At 71.4% G+C, this 21,457-nt stretch carries 16 protein-coding genes; 2 read left to right on the plus strand and 14 right to left on the minus strand.

Annotated features, from left to right (window positions below; translation table 11 throughout):
• Window positions 1-278 precede the first annotated feature (278 nt).
• The 9 genes from F7Q99_RS08195 to eccD all read right to left on the minus strand — a co-directional run bounded on the left by F7Q99_RS08195 (window position 279) and on the right by eccD (window position 11,283).
• Window positions 279-1,964 carry a ribonuclease J gene (locus F7Q99_RS08195; protein WP_153460692.1) on the minus strand — a complete coding sequence of 562 codons (1,686 nt, stop codon included), beginning with the start codon at window positions 1,962-1,964 and terminating at the stop codon, window positions 279-281.
• A 170-nt stretch (window positions 1,965-2,134) separates the two neighbouring features.
• Complete coding sequence (gene dapA, locus F7Q99_RS08200; RefSeq protein ID WP_153460693.1) at window positions 2,135-3,034, minus strand: 4-hydroxy-tetrahydrodipicolinate synthase; 900 nt, start codon at window positions 3,032-3,034, stop codon at window positions 2,135-2,137.
• 238 nt (window positions 3,035-3,272) lie between these two features.
• On the minus strand, window positions 3,273-4,004 hold the full coding sequence (thyX, locus tag F7Q99_RS08205; RefSeq protein WP_326846420.1) for an FAD-dependent thymidylate synthase: 732 nt from the start codon (window positions 4,002-4,004) through the stop codon (window positions 3,273-3,275).
• Complete coding sequence (locus F7Q99_RS08210) at window positions 4,001-4,459, minus strand: tetratricopeptide repeat protein (RefSeq protein WP_153460694.1); 459 nt, start codon at window positions 4,457-4,459, stop codon at window positions 4,001-4,003. The genes thyX and F7Q99_RS08210 overlap by 4 nt, the downstream gene beginning before the upstream one ends.
• Window positions 4,460-4,484: 25 nt before the next feature.
• The gene (dapB, locus tag F7Q99_RS08215; RefSeq protein ID WP_153460695.1) at window positions 4,485-5,231 is read right to left on the minus strand and encodes a 4-hydroxy-tetrahydrodipicolinate reductase; all 747 of its coding nucleotides are present in this window, start codon (window positions 5,229-5,231) and stop codon (window positions 4,485-4,487) included.
• Between the two features lie 14 nt (window positions 5,232-5,245).
• Window positions 5,246-6,637 carry a M16 family metallopeptidase gene (locus tag F7Q99_RS08220; protein ID WP_153460696.1) on the minus strand — a complete coding sequence of 464 codons (1,392 nt, stop codon included), beginning with the start codon at window positions 6,635-6,637 and terminating at the stop codon, window positions 5,246-5,248.
• Window positions 6,638-6,703: 66 nt separating this feature from the next.
• Window positions 6,704-8,911, minus strand: a complete 2,208-nt coding sequence (locus F7Q99_RS08225; RefSeq protein WP_326846421.1) for a polyribonucleotide nucleotidyltransferase — start codon at window positions 8,909-8,911, stop codon at window positions 6,704-6,706.
• A gap of 458 nt (window positions 8,912-9,369) precedes the next feature.
• Window positions 9,370-9,660, minus strand: coding sequence for a 30S ribosomal protein S15 (gene rpsO / locus F7Q99_RS08230; RefSeq protein ID WP_238741294.1), 291 nt, complete (start codon window positions 9,658-9,660; stop codon window positions 9,370-9,372).
• A 171-nt stretch (window positions 9,661-9,831) separates the two neighbouring features.
• Window positions 9,832-11,283, minus strand: a complete 1,452-nt coding sequence (eccD, locus tag F7Q99_RS08235) for a type VII secretion integral membrane protein EccD (protein WP_153460697.1) — start codon at window positions 11,281-11,283, stop codon at window positions 9,832-9,834.
• 241 nt (window positions 11,284-11,524) lie between these two features.
• Between eccD and eccCa the strand changes: the two genes are divergently transcribed.
• Together eccCa and F7Q99_RS08245 are read left to right on the plus strand one after the other, a co-directional pair.
• Window positions 11,525-15,472: a type VII secretion protein EccCa gene (gene eccCa / locus F7Q99_RS08240; protein ID WP_153460698.1), complete on the plus strand. Its 3,948-nt coding sequence runs from the start codon at window positions 11,525-11,527 to the stop codon at window positions 15,470-15,472.
• Window positions 15,473-15,944: 472 nt separating this feature from the next.
• The gene (locus tag F7Q99_RS08245) at window positions 15,945-17,348 is read left to right on the plus strand and encodes an APC family permease (RefSeq protein ID WP_153460699.1); all 1,404 of its coding nucleotides are present in this window, start codon (window positions 15,945-15,947) and stop codon (window positions 17,346-17,348) included.
• Between the two features lie 70 nt (window positions 17,349-17,418).
• On the opposite strand, the gene F7Q99_RS08250 is transcribed toward F7Q99_RS08245, so the two are convergent.
• The 5 genes from F7Q99_RS08250 to F7Q99_RS08270 all read right to left on the minus strand — a co-directional run bounded on the left by F7Q99_RS08250 (window position 17,419) and on the right by F7Q99_RS08270 (window position 21,343).
• Complete coding sequence (locus F7Q99_RS08250) at window positions 17,419-18,669, minus strand: hypothetical protein (protein WP_153460700.1); 1,251 nt, start codon at window positions 18,667-18,669, stop codon at window positions 17,419-17,421.
• A gap of 42 nt (window positions 18,670-18,711) precedes the next feature.
• A complete protein-coding gene (locus F7Q99_RS08255) occupies window positions 18,712-19,254 on the minus strand; it encodes a SigE family RNA polymerase sigma factor (protein ID WP_153460701.1) in 543 nt (180 codons plus the stop codon).
• A gap of 106 nt (window positions 19,255-19,360) precedes the next feature.
• Complete coding sequence (mycP, locus tag F7Q99_RS08260) at window positions 19,361-20,590, minus strand: type VII secretion-associated serine protease mycosin (RefSeq protein WP_326846422.1); 1,230 nt, start codon at window positions 20,588-20,590, stop codon at window positions 19,361-19,363.
• Between the two features lie 98 nt (window positions 20,591-20,688).
• Complete coding sequence (locus F7Q99_RS08265) at window positions 20,689-20,982, minus strand: WXG100 family type VII secretion target (protein ID WP_326846423.1); 294 nt, start codon at window positions 20,980-20,982, stop codon at window positions 20,689-20,691.
• Between the two features lie 61 nt (window positions 20,983-21,043).
• Window positions 21,044-21,343, minus strand: a complete 300-nt coding sequence (locus tag F7Q99_RS08270) for a WXG100 family type VII secretion target (RefSeq protein WP_153460703.1) — start codon at window positions 21,341-21,343, stop codon at window positions 21,044-21,046.
• Between the last annotated feature and the right edge of the window lie 114 nt (window positions 21,344-21,457).

Here is a 21,457-nt window from a genome sequence, read left to right on the forward strand (position 1 = left end):
CGGACACTTCCTTCAGGCCGCCTTCCAGCGGGCCCTCCGGGCGCTTCGTTCTTTCGTGTTTCCAGCTTATCAGATGTTTTCCGCTCCGTTTCCGGAGTTTCATTCACTCGATCCGCTTTCGCCTTTCGGCGCTCCCGAACTCTATCAGAGTTTCTCGGGCCGTTTTCCGCGGTCGTTCTCGAATTCATATTCGAGGACTTCCGGCGGGGCCGTCCCGTGGGGCAACCCGGAGAACATTACGCACCGGGCCGCCCCACGTCAAACCGACCGCAGGAGGATCAGACCTCGACGACGACCGGCAGGATCATCGGCCGGCGGCGGTAGTTGTCCGCCACCCACTTGCCGATGGTCCGGCGGACCAGCTGCTGGACCTGGCGGGGTTCGAGGACGCCGTCGCTCGCCGAGCGGTCCAGGGCCTCCTGGAGCTTGGCGGCGACCGGCACGAACGCGTTGTCCTCGATGCCGGAGCCACGGGCCTGGATGGTCGGGCCGCCCACGATCTTGCCGTTCGTGGAGTCGACCGCGACGAAGACGGAGATGAAGCCCTCCTCGCCGAGGATCTTGCGGTCCTTGAGCGAGGCCTCGGTGATGTCGCCGACCGAGGCGCCGTCCACATAGACGTAGCCGGCCCGCACCTTGCCGGCGATCCGGGCGACGCCGCCCTCCAGGTCGACGCAGACGCCGTCCTCGGCGATGACCGTGCGGTTACGCGGCACACCGGTGAGGATGCCCAGATCCGCGGCGGCCCGCAGGTGGCGCCACTCGCCGTGGACCGGCATCAGGTTGCGCGGCTTGCAGATGTTGAAGAAGTACAGGAGCTCGCCGGCCGAGGCGTGGCCGGAGACGTGCACCTTGGCGTTGCCCTTGTGCACGACCTTGGCGCCCCAGCGGGTCAGGCCGTTGATGACGCGGTAGACGGCGTTCTCGTTGCCGGGGATCAGCGAGGAGGCCAGGACGACGGTGTCGCCCTCGACGATGCGGATCTGGTGGTCGCGGTTGGCCATCCGGGACAGCGCCGCCATCGGCTCGCCCTGCGAACCGGTGCAGATCAGCACGACCTCCTTGTCCGGCAGGTCGTCCAGTTGCTTGACGTCCACGATCATGTTGCCGGGGACCTTCAGGTACCCGAGGTCGCGGGCGATGCCCATGTTGCGGACCATCGAGCGGCCGACGAAGGCGACCTTGCGCTTGTACTCGTGCGCGGCGTCCAGCACCTGCTGGATGCGGTGCACGTGGCTGGCGAAGGAGGCGACGATGATGCGCTTCTCGGCGTTCGCGAAGACGTTCCGCAGCGCGGCCGAGATGTCCCGCTCGTGCGGGATGAAGCCGGGGACCTCGGCGTTGGTGGAGTCCACCAGCAGCAGGTCCATGCCCTCCTCCGCCAGCTTGGCGAAGGTCGGCAGGTCGGTCAGGCGGCCGTCGAGCGGCAGCTGGTCCATCTTGAAGTCGCCGGTGGCGACGACCATGCCGGCGGGGGTGCGGATCGCCACGGCGAGCGCGTCCGGGATGGAGTGGTTGACCGCGATGAACTCGCAGTCGAAGGGGCCGATGCGCTCGCGCTCGCCCTCCTTCACCTCCAGAACGTACGGCCGGATGCGGTGCTCGGCGAGCTTGGCCTCGATCAGGGCGAGGGTGAGCTTGGAGCCGATCAGCGGGATGTCCGGGTTCTCCCGGAGCAGGAAGGGCACGGCGCCGATGTGGTCCTCGTGCCCGTGGGTGAGGATGATGCCGTCGACCTTGTCGAGGCGGTCCCGGATGTAGCTGAAGTCCGGGAGGATCAGGTCCACGCCGGGCTGCTCGTCCTCGGGGAAGAGGACACCGCAGTCGACGATCAGGATGCGGTCCCCGTACTCGAAGACCGTCATGTTGCGGCCGATCTCGCCGAGGCCGCCGAGCGGAGTGATCCGCAGGGCGCCCTCCTTCAGGGCCGGGGGCGCGCCGAGTTCGGGGTGCGGGTGGCTCAAAAGACTCTCCTCACGACGCACGCCATATGCCCGGGGTCCTCCCCTGGAGACATATGGCGTGCGTACTCAGTGTCGTTGTTCCTACTGGGTCTGTACTCTCGCGCCTTCGGTCCGGTCCAGCGGCGGGCCCGTGAGGGTCCGGCGAGCCGGGGCGCGCACGTCTGTGTCTGTTACAGGTCTACCCCGCCTGCGGCGAGATCCTTCTTCAGTTGGGCGATCTCCTCGGGCGTCGCGCCGATCAGCGGCAGCCGCAGCGGGCCGGCCGGCAGCCCCTGGAGGCCCAGCGCCGCCTTGGCGAGGATCACGCCCTGCGTGCGGAACATACCGCTGAACACGGGAAGCAGGCCCTGGTGGATCGCCGTGGCCTTGGCCACATCACCCGACAGGTAGGCCTCGATCATCGCCCGCAGCTCGCCGGCGACGACGTGCCCGACGACGCTGACCACGCCGACGGCTCCGACCGACAGCAGCGGCAGGTTGAGGATGTCGTCCCCGGAGTACCAGGCGAGGTCGGACCGGGCGATGGCCCAGGCCGCGGCGCCGAGGTCGCCCTTGGCGTCCTTGTTGGCGACGATCCGCGGGTGCTCCCCGAGGCGGACCAGCGTCTCGTGGCCCAGCGCGACACCGCTGCGGCCCGGGATGTCGTACAGCATGACCGGCAGCCCGGTGGCGTCGGCGATCTCGACCGTGTGCCGGTACAGGCCCTCCTGCGGGGGCTTGCTGTAGTACGGCGTGACGACCAGCAGGCCGTGGGCTCCCGCGGCCTCGGCCTGGCGGGCCAGCTCGACGCTGTGGTGGGTGTCGTTGGTGCCGACGCCGGCCACCACGTGGGCGCGGTCTCCCACGGCCTCCACGACGGCGCGGACCAGCTGCGCCTTCTCGGTGTCGCTGGTGGTCGGGGACTCCCCGGTGGTGCCGTTGACGACGAGTCCGTCGTTGCCGGAGTCGACGAGGTGCGTGGCGAGGCGCTGGGCGCCGTCGAGGTCGAGTCGGCCGTCGGCGGTGAACGGGGTGACCATCGCGGTCAGGACCCGGCCGAACGGCGTCTGGGGGGTGGAGGTCGGAGCCATGCGTCCAAAACTACTCGTAGGCGGTGGGGCGGTATCCACACCGGTCCAGGGTTCGGACAGGGACACGGGCGCTGAGCGGCCGAAACAGGGGGCGGCAGAGCCGGAACATGGGATTCCGGTGCTGCCCGCTCGGGGGTTCAGGCAGCACCGGAATCCGTGTTCACGAATGTAGGGAGCGGCTAGAAAAGCCGCAATCCAGACATGCCAGACACCCGGCCCATATGCTCATCGCCCCAGGTCAGGGGGCGACCCGGCCGTGCTTCTCGAAGGCCGCATGGGTGAGCGGCATGAGCTGCGCCCACTGCTCCTCCATCTGCTCGGCGACCATCTCGATCTCGCGCTGCGGGAAGGACGGCACGGCCGAGTTCTCCCGCTTGGTCCGCAGCGACAGGAAGTGCATCAGCGAACGGGAGTTGCAGGTCGCGTACATCGAGGAGAACAGGCCGACCGGCAGCACCGCGCGCGCCACCTCGCGGGCCACACCGGCCGCCAGCATCTCCTGGTAGCGGGCGTACGCCTCGCGGTACGCGGCCTCCATCGCCTCGGTGGTGGTCCGGTGCTGCTCGGGGCTGCCCTCGACGAACTCGTAGCGGCCGGGGCGGCCCTGCTGGACCAGTTTGCGGTCCTCGGCCGGCACGTAGAAGACCGGCTCCAGCTCGCGGTAGCGGCCGGACTCCTCGTTGTACGACCAGCCGCTGCGGTGCCGGTGGAACTCGCGGAACACGAAGATCGGCGCGCTGATGAAGAAGGTCATCGAGTTGTGCTCGAACGGCGTGCCGTGCCGGTCGCGCATCAGGAAGTTGATCAGGCCCTTGGACTTCTCCGGGTCCTGCTGGAGCGCCTCCAGGGACTGCTCCCCCGCGGTCGAGACGCGGGCCGCCCAGATGACGTCCGAGTCGGCGGCGGCGCTGCGGACCAGCTCCACCGTCACATCGCCGCGGAACCGGGGGGCCGTCGTATCGTCGCTCACGCGTTACTCCTTGCGGGTTCGGTGCTGTGCAGCCGGATGGCGTGCTGCATGGTCTTGCGGGCGCGCGGGGTGTCGCCGGCGTCGGCGTACGCCACCGCCAGCCGGAACCAGACCCGCCAGTCGCCGGGCGCGGCCTCCGCCTCGGCCTGGCGGCGGGCGAACACCGCGTCGGCCGAGGCCCGGTCGATCCGCCCGCCGGTGCTGCGCTTCAGCTCGTCCACCGGCAGGCCGCCCTCGGCCTCCAGTTCCCGGGCCAGACGCTCGCTGGCCCGGCCGAAGCGGACGGTCTGGCGCAGGAACCAGACACCGATCACCGGGATGACGAAGGCGCAGATCCCGATGCCGATGCCGAGCGGCTTGCCGGTGGCGACGAGCTGGACGCCCTCGCCCACGCAGATCAGGGCGACCATCAGCAGCACGCCGGACAGGACGAAGAAGCCGGTACGAGAGGTCATCGGCCGCTCCCAACAACGAGCACGGTCACAGGTCCAGGAAGTGTTCGAGGCCGAAGGTCAGCCCCGGGTGGTCGACGACCTTGCGGGCACCCAGCAGGATGCCCGGCATGAAGCTGCTGTGGTGCAGCGAGTCGTGCCGGATGGTGAGCGTCTCGCCGGTGTCGCCGAACATCACCTGCTGGTGGGCGAGCAGGCCGCGCAGCCGGACGGCGTGCACCGGCACCCCGTCCACGTCGGCGCCGCGCGCGCCGGGCAGGCCGTGGGTGGTCGGGTCCTGCTGCGGCGGGCGGCCGGCCTCGGCCCGGGCTGCGGCGATCAGCTGGGCGGTGCGGGTGGCGGTGCCGCTGGGGGCGTCGGCCTTGCGGTCGTGGTGGAGCTCGACGACCTCGACCGACTCGAAGTACCGGGCGGCCATCTGGGAGAACTTCATGCCGAGGATCGCGCCGATGGAGAAGTTCGGCGCGATGAGCAGGCCGAGCTCCGGTGCCTCGGTCAGCCAGCCGCGGACGGTGGCGAGCCGCTCGTCCGTCCAGCCGGTGGTGCCGGTGACCACGTGGATGCCGTGGTGCAGGCAGTAGTCGAGGTTGCCCATCACCGAGTCCGGGTGGGTCAGTTCGACGGCGACCTGCGCCCCGGCCTCGGTCAGCTCCTCCGGCCGGGACCCGCGGCCGAGGGTGGCGACCAGTTCCATGTCCGGCGCGGCCTCGACGGCCTTGACGGCCTCGGAGCCGATCCGGCCCTTGGCGCCGATCACGGCGACACGCAGCGTCATAGCGAAACGTCCTCTCACACCAGCAGATCGGCGAGCTTGGCCGCCCGCTTGTCGTTGACCGGGCCGATCAGCGCCAGCGACGGCCGGTACGCACCCAGCACATCACGGGCGACCGCCCGGACGTCGTCCAGGGTCACGGCCGCGATCCGGGCCAGCATGTCGTCCACCGACAGGTGGTGCCCGTAGCTGAGCTCGGCCTTGCCGATCCGGTTCATCAGCGAGCCGGTGTCCTCCATGCCGAGCACGGTGGAGCCGGAGATCTGGCCGATCGCGCGCTGCAGCTCCTCCTCGGTGATGCCCTCGGCGACCACCTTGGCCAGCTCCGCGCGGCAGATTCGCAGCACCTCCTCGACGCGCTTGGGCTGGCAGCCGGCGTAGATGCCGAACAGGCCGCTGTCCGCGTAGGACGAGGAGTACGAGTACACCGAGTAGGCCAGGCCGCGCTTCTCGCGGATCTCCTGGAACAGCCGGGAGCTCATCCCGCCGCCGAGGGCCGCGTTGAGCACGCCCATCGCCCAGCGGCGCTCGTCGTGCCGCGGCACGCCGGGCACGCCCAGCACCAGGTGGGCCTGCTCGGTGGCGCGGTTGAGCACCTCGACCCTGCCGGCCGTGCGCAGCGCCTTGACGCCGCGCCGGGCCTCGGCGGGGGCGGCGGAGGAGCGGGCCAGGACGGGGGCGAAGGCCTGCTCGACCTGCTTGACCACCTTGCGGTGGTCGAGGTTGCCGGCCGCGGCCACGACCAGGTGCTCGGGCCGGTAGCGGCGGTGGTAGAAGCCGGCGATCTGGTCCCGGGTGAGCGTCTTGATGGTCTCCTGGGTGCCGAGGATCGGGCGGCCGAGCGGGCCGCTGCCGTAGATCACCTTGGCGAACAGGTCGTGCACCACGTCGCCCGGGTCGTCCTCGGCCATCGCCATCTCCTCGAGGATGACGCCGCGCTCGGCCTCGACGTCCTCGGTGCGGATCAGCGAGCCGGTGAGCATGTCGCAGACCACGTCGATGGCCAGCGGCAGGTCGGTGTCCAGCACCCGGGCGTAGTAGCAGGTGTTCTCCTTCGCGGTGAAGGCGTTCATCTCGCCGCCGACCGCGTCCAGGGCAGCCGAGATGTCCAGCGCGCTGCGCCGCTCGGTGCCCTTGAAGAGCAGGTGCTCCAGGTAGTGGGTGGCGCCGTTCAGCTGCGGGGTCTCGTCCCGCGAGCCGACGCCGACCCAGATGCCGAAGGTCGCGGAGCGCACCGTCGGCAGGGTCTCGGTGACGACCCGCAGGCCGCCGGGGAGGACGGTGCGGCGCACCGTGCCGGCGCCGTCGACGCCCTTGAGCAGGGTCCGGGTGGTGCCGGGACGCTGCTTTACCGCCGGGGCCTGGGCCACGGGGGGTACCTCCGTAGGAAGACGCGCGTACGAACGCATGAACAACAGGGTGCGGCCCGCACGCCGGGGAGGCGTACGGGCCGCAAGGGGTCAGCTAGCGGCGCTTCACTCGGAAGCGGCCTCGCCGCCCTCCTCGCCCTCGATGACCGGGATCAGGGAGAGCTTGCCGCGCGGGTCGATCTCGGCGATCTCGACCTGGACCTTGGCGCCGACCGCGAGCACGTCCTCGACGTTCTCCACGCGCTTGCCACCGGCGAGCTTGCGGATCTGCGAGATGTGCAGCAGGCCGTCCTTGCCCGGCATGAGCGACACGAACGCACCGAAGGTCGTGGTCTTGACCACGGTACCCAGGTAGCGCTCGCCGACCTCCGGCATGGTCGGGTTGGCGATCTGGTTGATCGTGGTGCGGGCGGCCTCGGCGGCCGGGCCGTCGGCGGCACCGATGTAGATGGTGCCGTCGTCCTCGATCGTGATCTCGGCGCCGGTGTCCTCCTGGATCTGGTTGATCATCTTGCCCTTGGGGCCGATGACCTCACCGATCTTGTCCACCGGGATCTTGATGGTGATGATGCGCGGCGCGTTGGGGGACATCTCGTCCGGGGAGTCGATGGCCTCGTTCATCACGTCGAGGATGTGCAGGCGGGCGTCGCGGGCCTGCTTCAGCGCGGCGGCGAGCACCGACGCCGGGATGCCGTTGAGCTTGGTGTCCAGCTGGAGGGCGGTGACGAAGTTGCGGGTACCGGCGACCTTGAAGTCCATGTCGCCGTACGCGTCCTCGGCGCCGAGGATGTCGGTCAGCGCGACGTAGTGGGTCTCACCGTCGATCTCCTGCGAGATCAGGCCCATGGCGATACCGGCGACGGCGGCCTTCAGCGGCACACCGGCGTTCAGCAGCGACATGGTGGAGGCGCAGACCGAGCCCATCGAGGTGGAGCCGTTGGAGCCGAGCGCCTCGGAGACCTGGCGGATGGCGTACGGGAACTCCTCGCGGGTGGGCAGCACCGGCAGGATGGCGCGCTCGGCCAGGGCGCCGTGGCCGATCTCGCGGCGCTTGGGCGAGCCCACGCGGCCGGTCTCGCCGACCGAGTACGGCGGGAAGTTGTAGTTGTGCATGTAGCGGCGGCGCGTCTCCGGGGAGAGCGTGTCGAGCTGCTGCTCCATGCGCAGCATGTTCAGCGTGGTGACGCCCAGGATCTGGGTCTCGCCGCGCTCGAACAGGGCCGAACCGTGGACGCGCGGGATGGCCTCGACCTCGGCGGCCAGGGTGCGGATGTCGGTGACGCCGCGGCCGTCGATGCGGATCTTGTCCTTGATGACGCGCTCGCGGACGATCTTCTTGGTCAGCGCGTTGTAGGCGGCGCTGATCTCCTTCTCCCGGCCCTCGAACTCGGGCAGCAGCTTCTCGCCGGCCAGCGCCTTGACGCGGTCCAGCTCGTTGTTGCGCTCCTGCTTGCCCGCGATGGTGAGGGCCTGGGCCAGCTCGTCCTTGACGGCGGCGGTCAGCGCGGCGAGGACGTCGTCCTGATAGTCCAGGAAGACCGGGAACTCGCCGGTGGGCTTGGCGGCCTGGGCGGCCAGCTGCGACTGCGCGGCGCACAGCACCTTGATGAACGGCTTGGCGGCGTCGAGACCGGCGGCCACGACCTCCTCGGTCGGCGCCTCGGCGCCGCCCTCGACCAGCTTGATGGTCTTGTCGGTGGCCTCGGCCTCGACCATCATGATCGCGACGTCGCCGTCCGGCAGGACGCGACCGGCGACGACCATGTCGAAGACGGCCGACTCCAGCTCGCTGTGGGTCGGGAAGGCGACCCACTGGCCCTTGATCAGCGCGACGCGCACGCCGCCGATCGGGCCGGAGAACGGCAGGCCCGCCAGCTGGGTGGAGGCGGACGCGGCGTTGATGGCGACCACGTCGTACAGGTGGTCGGGGTTGAGCGCCATCACGGTGACGACGACCTGGACCTCGTTGCGCAGGCCCTTGACGAAGGACGGGCGCAGCGGGCGGTCGATCAGGCGGCAGGTGAGGACCGCGTCCTCGGAGGGCCGGCCCTCGCGACGGAAGAACGAGCCGGGGATGCGGCCCGCGGCGTACATCCGCTCCTCGACGTCCACGGTCAGCGGGAAGAAGTCGAAGTGCTCCTTCGGCTGCTTGGACGCGCTGGTGGCCGACAGCACCATGGTGTCGTCGTCCAGGTAGGCCACGGCGGAGCCGGCGGCCTGGCGGGCCAGGCGGCCCGTCTCGAAGCGGATGGTACGGGTGCCGAAGGAACCGTTGTCGATCACGGCCTCGGCGTAGAACACGTTCTCTTCCACCTGGAAGATCTCCTCTTTCGTACGTCTCCGGGAGAGCGTCCCCGCGCATTGCCTGCCGGTTGGCCCTGGCCCTCCCGGTCGGGGAGGGCGGCAGTCGGGCCGGTCTTCGATCGAAGCCTCCGGGGTGCCCCGCTCGTCTGCGGGGCTTCCGGGGGCCACTACCGAGGACCGGCGCCTCACGGCTGCCGGGCCGGGACGGGCGGTCCGCGTCTGGACGCTCTCTCGGATGCGGGCGGCTTCCGTTTGAAGCCTTCGGCCCGCTGGGGGGTTGGGGTCCTTCTGCCTGGGTGGCGCGCTGGTGCGCCATCACCCGGCATGCCCACAACCCTACGGTGCAATCCTCGGCCACCTGGGGAGGTGCGCGCGAGTTGTTATGCCCGGGTGCCGCGGTTCATCGCGCCGCGGCATACGCGCGAGGGGCGGCTCCCCGGTGTGGGGAGCCGCCCCGAGCGGCGTTCTCAGCGGGCGCCGCCGGCGGCACCGCGGCGGATGCCCAGACGGTCGACGAGCGTACGGAAGCGCTCGATGTCCTTCTTGGCCAGGTACTGCAGCAGGCGGCGACGCTGGCCGACCAGGATCAGCAGACCACGACGCGAGTGGTGGTCGTGCTTGTGGGCCTTGAGGTGCTCGGTCAGGTCCGAGATGCGGCGGGAGAGCATGGCCACCTGGACCTCGGGGGAGCCGGTGTCGCCCTCCTTGGTGCCGAACTCGGCGATGATCTGCTTCTTGACGTCAGAGGCGAGAGCCACTGCAACTCCTTCAGGGTCTACCGAGCGGTCCTGGTCGACAACACAGGACTCATCGAGAACTCGGTGTCGTGACGAGCGCGGCCGGCGGTCTGCGACCCACCGGGGGCGGACACACGGCTGCGCTCGAAGGCCAAGCGTACCAGTGCCGCCCACCCGGGCCGTCGGCGGTGCTCAGCCGGTCACGCCGCGCACCAGACGGTAGACGTTCAGGACGGCGAGGGCCAGCGGGACGAGGGCGATCAGGGTGAGGCCGTCGACGAGGTCCAGGATGCGTCCCCAGAACGGGGAGACGCCGAGTCGGGGCACCACGAGGGCGATCGCGGCGAGCACCGCGGCGCCGAAGGCGATGGCGCAGGCCAGCCAGACGGTGCGCAGGTCGACGTCGGTTGGGCCGGCGGCGGCGCGGATGAACCGCGGGGTGTGCAGCGCCAGGCCGGCGATCAGCAGCGAGAGGCCGAGCAGCCCTGCGACGGTGAGGGCGAGGACCTGCGAGGTGTAGCGGAACAGTCGGGCCCGCAGCATGATGGCGAGGCCGATCACGAGCGCGAGGAGTTCGGGGAAGGCCTCGTCGGTGAAGCCGAGCACCGCGCAGGCGCCGGCGGCGACCGCGGCGCAGCCGCCGACGAGGCCGACCAGGACCTCGTGGCCGCGGCGGGCCTGCTGGGCGATCCGCTCGTACTGGACGGTCTCGGCGCGGTTCTCCTCCTCGTGCTCGCGGCTGCGGGTGCGGGCCTGGCCGGGGGCGCTGAAGCCGACGGGCAGCCGGGCGAAGCGGGCGGACAGCCCGGGGAGGAAGCCGATCGCGGCGACGGCGGTGACGCCGGTGACGGCGGCGATGTGGCCGGCCGGGGTGCCGGGCAGCAGGACGGCGGCGAAGCCGGCGAGCGCGCCCGCGGCGGCGGCGACGGCCGCGGCGACGAACACCGCGTCGCGCTCGGGGAGCAGACCGGCCAGCAGCACGGCGACGACCAGGACGGTGACGCAGCCGGCCAGGAACTGCAGCCGCCCGGGGCCGTCCCCGGCGTGCGTGGCGGCGAGGATGCCGCTGCCGGCGATCAGGGCGTGCGGCAGTGCGCCGAGGCCGAACGCGAGCGCCGCCCGGGTGTCCCGGTAGACGCGGGCGCGGACCCCGGCCAGGGCGGTGAGGACGACGGCGGTGACGCCGGCCAGGATGCCGGGCAGGCCGTGCATGTCATGGCGCAGCGCGGAGCACCAGAGGGCGAAGCCGAGCAGGGCGAGCAGCACCGTGGCGCCGGACAGCCCGAAGGCCCGCATGAGTTCGGGGCTCCAGAACCGGCGGTCGGCCTCGACGGCAGCGGCGATGGCGTCGGCGACGTCGTCGTACACGGCGGGCGGGAGGGATTCGGCGAAGGGGCGCAGCGCGAGCAGGTCGCCGTCGCGGACGTGCTGGGCGGCCAGCGACAGGCTGCTGTCGAGGACGGTGCCGTCCCGGCGGACCAGGTGGAAGCCGGTGGGGGTGCCGTCGGGCTGGGTGGCCCGGGCCAGTCGCAGCACCTCGGGGTAGACGTCGGCGAGCGCGAGGTCCTCGGGCAGGGCGACGTCGATCCGGCGGTCGGGGGTGACGACGGTGACCCGGCAGAATCCGGTGGTGGCGGCGTTCATGCGCCCGCCTCGGTCGTTCGACGCACTGGGCGTTCCCCCCTGTTGACGGTGCCGCGGCGAACCCGCCCGGCGCGCCCGCGAGTTGGCGCGGCGTTACCCTACCCGCTCGGTTCGTGACCGGTGGTGGCGACACCGGGGCGGCCGGAGGGTCCGCGGCTGGCGGAGAGTGCGGGTGCGACCAGTAGGATCGGCGCGGCCTGATGCCGTATTCAGCGATCAACGCCACGGGGTGGGGGGGCGCATGGGTGTGATCATGGTGAAGCGCGCGGCCAGGGCGTATCCGCCGGCGGTGCCGGACGAGCCTGTGGAGCTGGTCGGCCCGCCCGAGCTGCCCCGGCAGGGCGGCGAGGACTGGATGATGAGCATCCTGCCGATGCTCGGCATGGGTGGCTCGTCGGTGTTCTTCTTCGCGCCGACGTCCCCGGCCCCGATGAAGATCATGGGCGGTCTGATGATCGTCTCGACGGTCGGCATGGCGCTGGCGCAGATCGTCCGGGCCCGCCGCGGCGGATCCACCGCGACGTCCGACGCCCGCCGTGACTACCTCAAGTACCTGCAGCAGATGCGCCGCCGGGTGCGCCGTACCGCAAAGAGCCAGCGCGGCGCACTGCTGTTCCTGAACCCGGCGCCGGACCAGCTGTGGTCGATCGTGGCGGACGGGCGCCGGCTGTGGGAGCGCCGCACCGGGGACGCGGACTTCGCGCAGATCCGGGTGGGCCTCGGGCCGGTGCAGCTGTCCACACCACTGGTGGCGCCGCAGACCGCGCCGATGGACGAGCTGGAGCCGCTGTCGGCGGCGGCCATGCACTCCTTCCTGAGCGCGCACGGCACGCTCCAGGACCTGCCGCTCGCGGTGTCGCTGCGCGCCTTCTACCACGTCACGGTGTGCGGCGACCCGGACTCGGTGTACGGCAACGTGCGGGCGATGATCGCCCAGTTGACCACCCTGCACTCGCCGGACGACCTGCTGGTGGCGGTCGCGGCGGCGCCGGGCGCGGCCGAGGAGTGGGAGTGGACCAAGTGGCTCCCGCACAACCAGCACCGCAAGGAGACCGACGGCGCGGGCTCGCGCCGGCTGACCGCCACCGGTCTGGCGGAACTGGAGTACCTGCTCCAGGACGAACTCTCCGGCCGCCAGCGGTTCGTCCGGGACGCGGCCGCGCCGCCGGACCAGCCGCACCTGGTGGTGGTGATCGACGGCGCCGCGGTGCCGCACGACTCGCTGCTCGCCAGCCCGGAGGGCGTGCAGGGGGTGACCGTGATCGAGGTCGTCCCGGGCGAGCTGGACGAGCCGAGCGGGCACCTGATGGTGACCGTCAACCCCGGGGAGCTGGTGCTGCGCGCGGCGTCCGGCGCGACCTACACCGGTACGCCTGACCTGCTGTCCATCTGGCAGTCCGAGGCGCTGGCACGGCAGTTGGCGCCGTACCGAATCTCGGCCGGCGGCGACGACGAACCGCTGCTGTCCAACCTCGACTTCACCGACCTGATGAACTCCGGCGACCCGGGTTCCTTCGACGTCACCCGCAGCTGGCGCCCGCGCGCCCAGCACGAGCGGATGCGGGTGCCGATCGGCGTCGGCGCGAGCGGCGAGCACGTCTACCTGGACATCAAGGAGGCCGCGCTGGAGGGCATGGGCCCGCACGGCCTGTGCGTCGGCGCGACCGGCTCCGGGAAGTCGGAGCTGCTGCGCACCCTGGTGCTGGCGCTGGCGATGACGCACTCCTCGGAGACCCTGAACTTCGTCCTCGCCGACTTCAAGGGCGGCGCGACCTTCTCCGGCATGGCGGACATGCCGCACACCTCCGCAGTGATCACCAACCTGGAGGGCGAACTCACCCTGGTCGACCGCATGCGCGACGCGATCGAGGGCGAGCTGCACCGCCGCCAGGAGCTGCTGCACCGGGCGGGCAACTACGCCAACATCCACGAGTACGAGCGGGCCCGGGCGGCCGGCGCGGCCCTGGACCCGCTGCCCTCGCTGGTGCTGATCATCGACGAGTTCTCCGAACTGCTCACCGCCAAGCCCGACTTCATCGAGATGTTCATCCAGATCGGCCGGATCGGCCGGTCGCTGGGAGTCCACCTGCTGCTGGCCTCGCAGCGCCTGGAGGAGGGCAAGCTGCGCGGCCTGGACACCTACCTCTCCTACCGGATCGGTCTGCGCACCTTCTCGGCGGCCGAGTCGCGGGCGGCGATCGGCGCGCCGGACGCGTACCACCTGCCGCCGGTGCCGGGCGTCGGCTACCTGAAGTTCGGCGAGGACGTGATGGAGCGGTTCAAGGCCGCGTACGTGTCGGGGCCCTACCGGGCGCCGGGACAGCAGCGGTCCACCGGCGGGCAGCGGGCGGGCGCGCGGCCGGTGGTGTTCACCGCGGCCGAGGTGGAGGCGCCGCCCGAGCCGGCCGCACAGGAGGCGGCGACGCAGCAGCCCGAGCAGGACGACGCGCTGGTGGACACGGTCCTCGACGTCTTCGTGCAGCGGATGGCGGGCCAGGGCCCCGCCGCGCACCAGGTGTGGCTGCCGCCGCTGGACGACGCGCCGAGCATGGACCGCCTGCTGCCGCCGCTGCAGGTGGTGCCGGAGCGCGGGCTGAGCGCGCCGGGCTTCCCGGTGGGCCGGCTGAGGGTGCCGGTCGGCGTCGTCGACAAGCCGCGCGAGCAGAAGACCGACATCCTGGAGCTCGACTTCGCGGGGGCGGCCGGCCACGGCCTGATCGTGGGCGGCCCGCGCTCGGGCAAGTCGACGGTGGCGCGTACCGTGGTCGCGTCGTTCGGTCTCACCCACACCCCGCTGGAGGTGCAGTTCTACCTGCTGGACCTCGGCGCGGGCAGCTTCCAGTCGCTGGCCGGGCTGCCGCACGTCGGCGGGGTGGCCGGGCGCCTGGACGTCGACAAGGTGCGCCGGATGGTGTCCGAGGTGCACGGGGTGCTGAACCGGCGCGAGGAGCTGTTCCGGGCGGCCGGCATCGACACCATCGCGACCTACCGGGCCCGCCGGGCGGCCGGGCAGCTGCCGGACGAGGCGTTCGGCGACGTGTTCCTGGTGATCGACGGCTGGAACACCTTCAAGCAGGAGTTCGAGGTGCTGGAGCCGGTCATCGGCGACATCGCCCAGCGCGGGCTCGGCTACGGCGTCCACCTGGTCATCACCGCGGCCCGGTACGCGGAGGTGCGCCCGGCGCTCAAGGACCTGCTGCAGAACCGCACCGAGCTGAAGCTCGGCGACTCGATGGAGTCCGAGGTCGACCGCCGGCTGGCGCAGAACGTCCCGGCGCTGGCTGGGCGCGGCGTCACCCCGGACCGGCTGCACTTCCTGTCCGGCCTGCCCCGCATGGACGGCTCGTCCGCGGTGGACGACCTCCAGGAGGGGGTGGCCGGCCTGGTCGCCGCCGTCGACGCGGCCTGGACCGGCCCGCGCGCGCCGCAGGTGCGGATGCTGCCGGCCGTCCTCGACGGGCTCTCGCTGCCGAAGGGCTCCGAGCAGCCGGAGCGCGGGGTCGCCTTCGGCGTGGACGAGGCCGAGCTGGCGCCGGTCTTCGTCAACTTCGAGACCGACCCGCTGTTCATCGTGTTCGGCGACACCGAGTCCGGGAAGTCGGCGCTGCTGCGGATGCTGGTCAAGCAGATCACCGAGCGGTACACGCCGGACCAGGCGGGCATCGTGGTCGGCGACTACCGGCGCGCACTGCTGGGCACCGTCCCGCCGGAGTACCTGGTGGAGTACGCGGCGGCGCAGCCGGCCATGTCGGCGGTCGTCGGCATGCTGCGCGGGGCCTGTTCGCGCCGGCTGCCCGGGCCGCAGGTGACCGCCGAGCAGCTGCGCAACCGCAGCTGGTACAGCGGCAAGGACATGTTCGTGATCGTGGACGACTACGAGCTGGTCGCGACGGGTTCGGGCAATCCGCTGGCGCCGCTGGCCGAGTTCCTGCCGTTCGCGCGGGACATCGGGCTGCGCGTGATCGTGGCGCGCAGCGCGGGCGGCGCCGGCCGGTCGCTGTACGAGCCGGTGATGCAGCGGATGCGCGAGCTGGGCGGGCAGGGCGTGATCCTGTCCGGGAACCGGGACGAGGGCGCGCTGCTGGGGACGGTCAAGCCGCAGGCGCTGCCGCCGGGCCGCGGACTGTACGTGTCGCGGCGGGCCACGGGCGGGCAGATGGTCCAGACGGGCTGGCTGCCGGTGGTGTAGCGGCGGCCGCCTGACGGCTACGCAGGGTGATCGAAGGGGTCGGGCTCCCAGGGCCCGGCCCCTTCCGCGTCCCAGGTGCTGAAACGTTACCTACATCTTTACGGCGCGGGGCTGCGATTCCCGTACCCGGCCCGGGAGCTTGCGAGGCCGCTCGGAGGCGCCTTGGGGCGCCACCATCCAGGTGCGATTCAGCCTTCGAAAATTCCCTTCAAGACCTTGCTCACCTTCGATTCACATGCGATGCGGCCAACGTAACAACTCGGACATACCTGACACTGGCCCTACGCGATCACGCGGATCGCATGTTTATGCGCTTCCATGCAACGGATTCCGAAGCAATCCGGCCGTTGACGCGATCAATCCGCCCAAGGTTCCATTGCGGCCCGGGAGCGACCGGACCAGACCCGAGCAGCCAGTCAGCGGAGGCGATACCGCTCCCGTCCCAGGACCGACAGAGCCGATCGGAAGCCCTATGACCGACACGCTTCGCCAGCCAGTCCCCGCAGCCTCGACTGCGGACGGTGCGGCGCCCCAGACGCTCAAGCGCTCGATCGGCGTCGTGGGCGGCACCCTGCTCACGCTGTCGTGCGTCACCCCGGCCTCCACGCTCTTCGTGATCGTGCCGCAGCTGTTCTCCAGCATCGGCAGCGCCACCGCCCTGGCCATCGCGATCGGCTCGGTGCTCTGCATCGCCGTCGCCTTCTGCTACTCCGAGCTCGGCACGCTGATCCCCAGCGCCGGCGGTGAGTACGCGATGGTCGGCACCCTGGCCGGACGGCTGGCCGGCTGGCTGGTCTTCGTCCAGTCGCTGATCGTGGTGATGGTCGTCCCCTCGGTCATCGCCCTCGGCACCGCCGACTACCTCGCACCGGTCATGCACGTCGACAAGCCCATCGCGGGCGCCGCGGTGATGCTGGCCGCCACCCTGGCCGGTCTGCTCGACCTGCGCGCCAACGCCTGGATCACCGGCATCTTCCTGGTGCTGGAGGTCGTCGCGGCCGGTGTCGTCTCGGTGCTCGGCTTCGCCCACACCAACCCCGACCACCCCAGCCTGCTGCACGGCGTGGTCGCCGGGGACGGCGGCACCACCAGCACCGTCGGCATCGGCGCCATCATCGGCGCGCTCGGCATCGCCCTCTTCGTCACCCAGGGCTTCTCCACGGCCGTCTACCTCTCCGAGGAGTTGGAGAACCCCCGCCGCAACGTCTCGCGTACCGTGCTCTGGACGCTCGGCCTCTCCGCCGCCGTCATCCTGATCCCGGTCGCCGCCATCACCATGGGCGCCCCCGACCCGCAGACCCTGGCCTCCGGCGACATCTCCGGCATGGTCACCGCCTGGAGCAACTCGGCGATCGGCACCTTCATCAGCCTCTGCATCGCGCTGGCCATCATCAACGCCGGCATCGTCATGGTCATCCAGAACTCCCGGGTGCTGTTCGCCTCCGCCCGCGACAAGGCCTGGCCCGAGCCGGTCAACAAGGCCTTCGGCGCCCTGGGCCGGTTCGGCTCCCCGTGGATCGCCACCCTCGCCGTCGGCGTGCCCGGCGCCGCCCTCTGCTTCGTCAAGGGCGAACTGCTGAGCAACATCACCGGCGTCGCCGTGACCGCGATGTACCTGCTGGTCGCCATCGCCTCGCTGCTCTCCCGCCGCGCCCACCACAAGCACGCCGCCGCCTGGCGGATGCCGCTGTGGCCGGCCGTCCCGGTGGTCCTGATCGCCGTCCTGGTCTACGTCATGACCCAGCTGGACGCCGAGCCCCTGCTCTGGACCGGCGGCATCACCGCCGCCGCCACCCTCTACTGGGTGTTCTACCTGCGCCCCCGGCAGGACACCCGCTGGGTGATCACCCTCCCCGAGGACCAGCAGCAGGCCTGACCCCCAACCCCACACGCGGCAGTGCCCCGGGCTTCCCCCTCGCCCGGGGCACTGCCGCGTCGTCACGCGCTTACTTCTTGACCTTCCACTCCGGGCTGATGGCGATCGCCTTCAACTGGTCGAAAGTGAGCAGCGGCTTGCCGGTCGGACCCTCCCCGACCACGACCTCCACGCCGTCGGGACGCAGGACGTCCACGACCTGCGGGGACTTCGGGCTGTCGGTACCCGGGCCGCGCATCACGACCTTGCTCCCGTCGGGCAGGACGGTCGCGTCCTTGAACGCTCGCGCCACCGGGGTGTCGGGCGACTTCGCCCAGTTCTCCACCCGGAGCACCAGCGAGCCGGCTGTCCCGCCCTGGGCCAGCTGGAACGTGGCCTGGAGCTCCCTGCTGCTGCGGCCCGTCACCGTCACCCCGGAGGGCAGCAGCTTGGCCAGGATCGCCTCGCGCTCCTCCAGCGAGAGGCCGGGGTCGATCGCATCGGTGTCGATGCCGTCGTACTTGACCGCCGCGACGACCCGGTCCCAGGACTTGTCGGTGACGATCGCCTTCATCTGGTCCAGGGTGAGCGGCGGGTTGGGGCGGCTGTCGGGCGCGCCCTTCTCCTGCGCCGAGTTCCACTCGCTGAGGGAGATCTCCCCGCCGTCCGGACGGGCCAGCGTCGCGAACCACTCCTTGGTGTCGGCGCGGTGGTCCGAGTACTCGTAGCCCTGGCTGAGCATGAGCTTCGAGCCGTCCGGCAGCGTGGTCACGGCACAGGAGTCGGTGCGGGTGAGCGTGAAGTCCGCCGAGCAGGTACGCGGCTGGACGTTCTTGGGGCGGTGCTTCTGGATGCTGATGCTCATCAGCGACTTGCCCTGGCCGTCGTCGAAGACCAGGCCGGCGTCCGCGAACGTGCCGTTGAACTGCGCGTCGTTGGTGCCGCGCCCCTTGGCCTCGGTCACCTGGCCCTTGGGCAGCAGGGCCCGGAAGATGGCCAGCACCTCGTCGCCGGTGATCACGGTCGGCGCCGAGGACTGCGCGGCGGTCGGGGTGGCCGCGGCGGTGGCGGTGCCCGCCGCGGTCGTGGTGGGGGCGGCGGCGACCGTGGCGGTGCCCGCCGCGGACGCGCCGGTGGAGCCCGACAGGTACACGGCGCCGGTGCCGATCAGGGCGAGCGCGGCGGCGCCGCTCACCACGGCGGCGGCGGAGCGGCGGCGCCAGCGGCGGCGGCCGCGGTCCAGACCGCCGGCCACCAGATCGCCCTGCCCGGCGTGGAAGCCCTCGCCGGTGCGGGTCATGGCGTAGAGAAGATCGTCCTCGAACTTGTCCGATCCGGACATGGGTGATCACCGTCTCTCAAGGGGCGGGTGTCGGAAGGGTGCTCAGCGGGCGGCCAGTTCGGCCAACGAGTCGCCGAGCAGGATGCGCATCCGGGCCAGGGCCCGGGTGGTGCGGCTGCGGACCGCGCCGGACGAGGCGCGCAGCACCTCGGCGGTCTCCTCGACGCTGCGGTCCTCCCAGTAGCGCAGGACCAGCACCGCCCGGTCCTTGGGCGGCATCCTGCCGAGCGCGTCGAGGAGGGTCAGCCGCAGGGTGCTGTCGGCCTCACGGCCCTCGGGCTCGGGCAGGTCGCCGGTGGGGCGCTCGGTGCTGGAGCGGCGGCGCTGCTGGGCGAGGAAGGTGCGGACCATCACGGTGTGCGCGTAGGCAGCCGGATTGTCGATCCGGGACCGGCCGCCGGTCCAGGCGCTGCGCCGCCAGAGGACGTACATCCGGCTGAGGGTCTCCTGTACGAGGTCCTCGGCCTGGTGGGTGTCGCCGCTGGTCAGCAGGCAGGCCGAGCGGTACAGGTGGCCGGTCCGGCTGGACACGAGTTCCAGGAACCCGGCGTCCTTGGCCTCGCGGCCGCCCCAGATCCGCCTCATGCGCGCTGTCCCCCGTTGCTCGTGGTCGCTGACACCTCTTTGATGCGGTGGGCGGCACGGGATGTCACAGCCGGGTAGGACGATTTTCAGGTCAGCTGACTGCCGGTCAGCCGGTGGGCCTGCGCCGGTGGTCGCGCATAACGACGCCCCCGCCGATGAGCAGCGCGACGAGCAGCGCGCCGATGCCGAGCACGTAGGTCGCGGTGCGGCGGTCGCGGTCGGCCTGGGTCTCGCCGAGGCCGACCGGGCGGGGCACGATCGGGGCGGCGGCTAGCTGGACGGGCGGGTCCGGCTCGGCCCTGTCCCGCGGGTTGTCGGGGGCCTTGGTGACGGCCTTCACCGGATCCACCACGCCCCAGCCGATGAAGCGGTTGGGACCGTGCTCGGTGCGCTGGGCGGTCTGCTCGATCCAGGCCCGGACCTGGGCCGCGCTCCACCCCTGGTGCGCGCCGACCAGCAGCGCGGCCAGGCCGGACACGTACGGGGCGGCGAAGCTGGTGCCGTTGTCCACGCACTGGCCGCTGCGGGGGACGGTGGAGAGTATTCCGACGCCGGGCGCGGCGACCTTCACGAACTCGCCGTACTGGGAGAAGGGGGCGCGCTCGTTGTTGCGGTCGGAGGCGCCGACGGCGAGCACGGTGGGGAAGGCGCCCGGGTAGGTGTCGCCCTCCTTGCCGTCGTTGCCAGTGGAGGCGACCACCACGGCCCGGTTCGCCTCGGCGAACTCGATGGCCGCCTTCAGTTCCGGGTAGCCGGTGAAGCCGGTGGTCGCGGCCCCGCGGACGTCCTGGGAGATGTTGATGACCCGGGCGCCGCGCTGGACCGCCTGGTGGATGGCGTCGGCGAGGGTGGCGACGTCGCCGTTGCCCTCGCTGTCGTTCTGGCGGATCGACAGGATGCGGGCGCCCGGGGCGAGTCCGACGAAGCCGGTGCGGTCGGAGCGGCGGGCGGCGATGATGCCGGCCACCTTGGTGCCGTGGCCGACCTGGTCGTCCTTGCCGCCGCCCTCGATCAGGGCCTTGGTCTCCCGGTTGCGCAGCAGGCTGCCGCCGTCATCGACCTTGTCGGCAAGCTGTGGGTTCCTGTCGTCCACCCCGGTGTCGATGACCGCGACGGTGACGTTCTCGCCCGTCGTCCGGCCGTGCTGCCAGAGCTCGTCGAGCAGCAGACGTTGCAGCGCCCACGGCACGACCTGGACGTCGGGGGCGGAGGCGGGGCAGTCGCCGGCGGCGGCGATTCCCGGGCCGTCGGCGTGCGCGGGGGCGGCCACCGGGCCGGCCAGCACCGCGAACGCGGCCAGTGTCGCGGCCGTCCTGCGGTACCCCCGTGCGGACACCCCGCCACCCCTCAACGTCGTCCACCCGTACCTGCGCGGCAGGGGCGGGTGCCCGGGATCCGGGCACCCGCCCCACGCGTCCCCCGAGGGGACGCCGGTCAGTGCTGCCAGCGGCTGGCGTTCTTGTCCTCGGTGCTCTTGTAGCTCAGCGCGGCGGCCTCCAGCGCGCCGGCGATGTTGGCGCAGACCTGCTGGAGGTCGGCGGCCTTGGCGTCCCACTGCGCCTGGTGGGCCTGATAGCCCTGCTGGGCCTGGCCCTCCCAACTGGCGGAGATCTTGGTGACGTCGCCCTTGAGGTCCTCCAGCAGCTGGTTGATGCGGGCGGCGGCGGCCTTGACCTCCCCGGCGGCGTTCTGGAGGGTCTCGAAGTTCACGAGGATGTGGTCGGGCACGATGTCTCCCTGTCGAGGATGCGGGGCGGTGCGGTGGGCAGTGCGGCGTGCGGTTCGGTGATCAGCTCTGGACGGCGCTGAACTGCTGCTGCTGCTCCGCCTCGGTGGCCGCGTAGTGCTTGACCGTCAGCTCGATCGCGCCCTTGATCGCCCGGAGCGACTCGTTGAGCTTGTCGATGTCCCCGTTGTACTGCTCCTGCAGCCTCTTGTAGGCCTCGGCCGCCTGGCCCTGCCAGCCACCGGAGACGCTGCCCATCGTGCTGTTGAGCTTGGTGCGCTCCTGGGCGATCTTGCCGATGGCCTCCTCGATCCGCTTGGCGAAGGCCTGCATCTCCTGGGCGGTCATCTTGAACTGACCCATGCTCCACCGTCCCCCATCGGGCAAACATTGTGTGATCGGCGGGTCGGCCGACCCGTCCGGTCCATCACCCTGTGATGTCCAGGAGCACTGTAGTCGGCATACGCAGCTCACCCA

The sequence above is a fragment of the Streptomyces kaniharaensis genome (assembly GCF_009569385.1).
In the GTDB taxonomy this organism is placed as follows: Bacteria; Actinomycetota; Actinomycetes; order Streptomycetales; family Streptomycetaceae; genus Kitasatospora; species Kitasatospora kaniharaensis.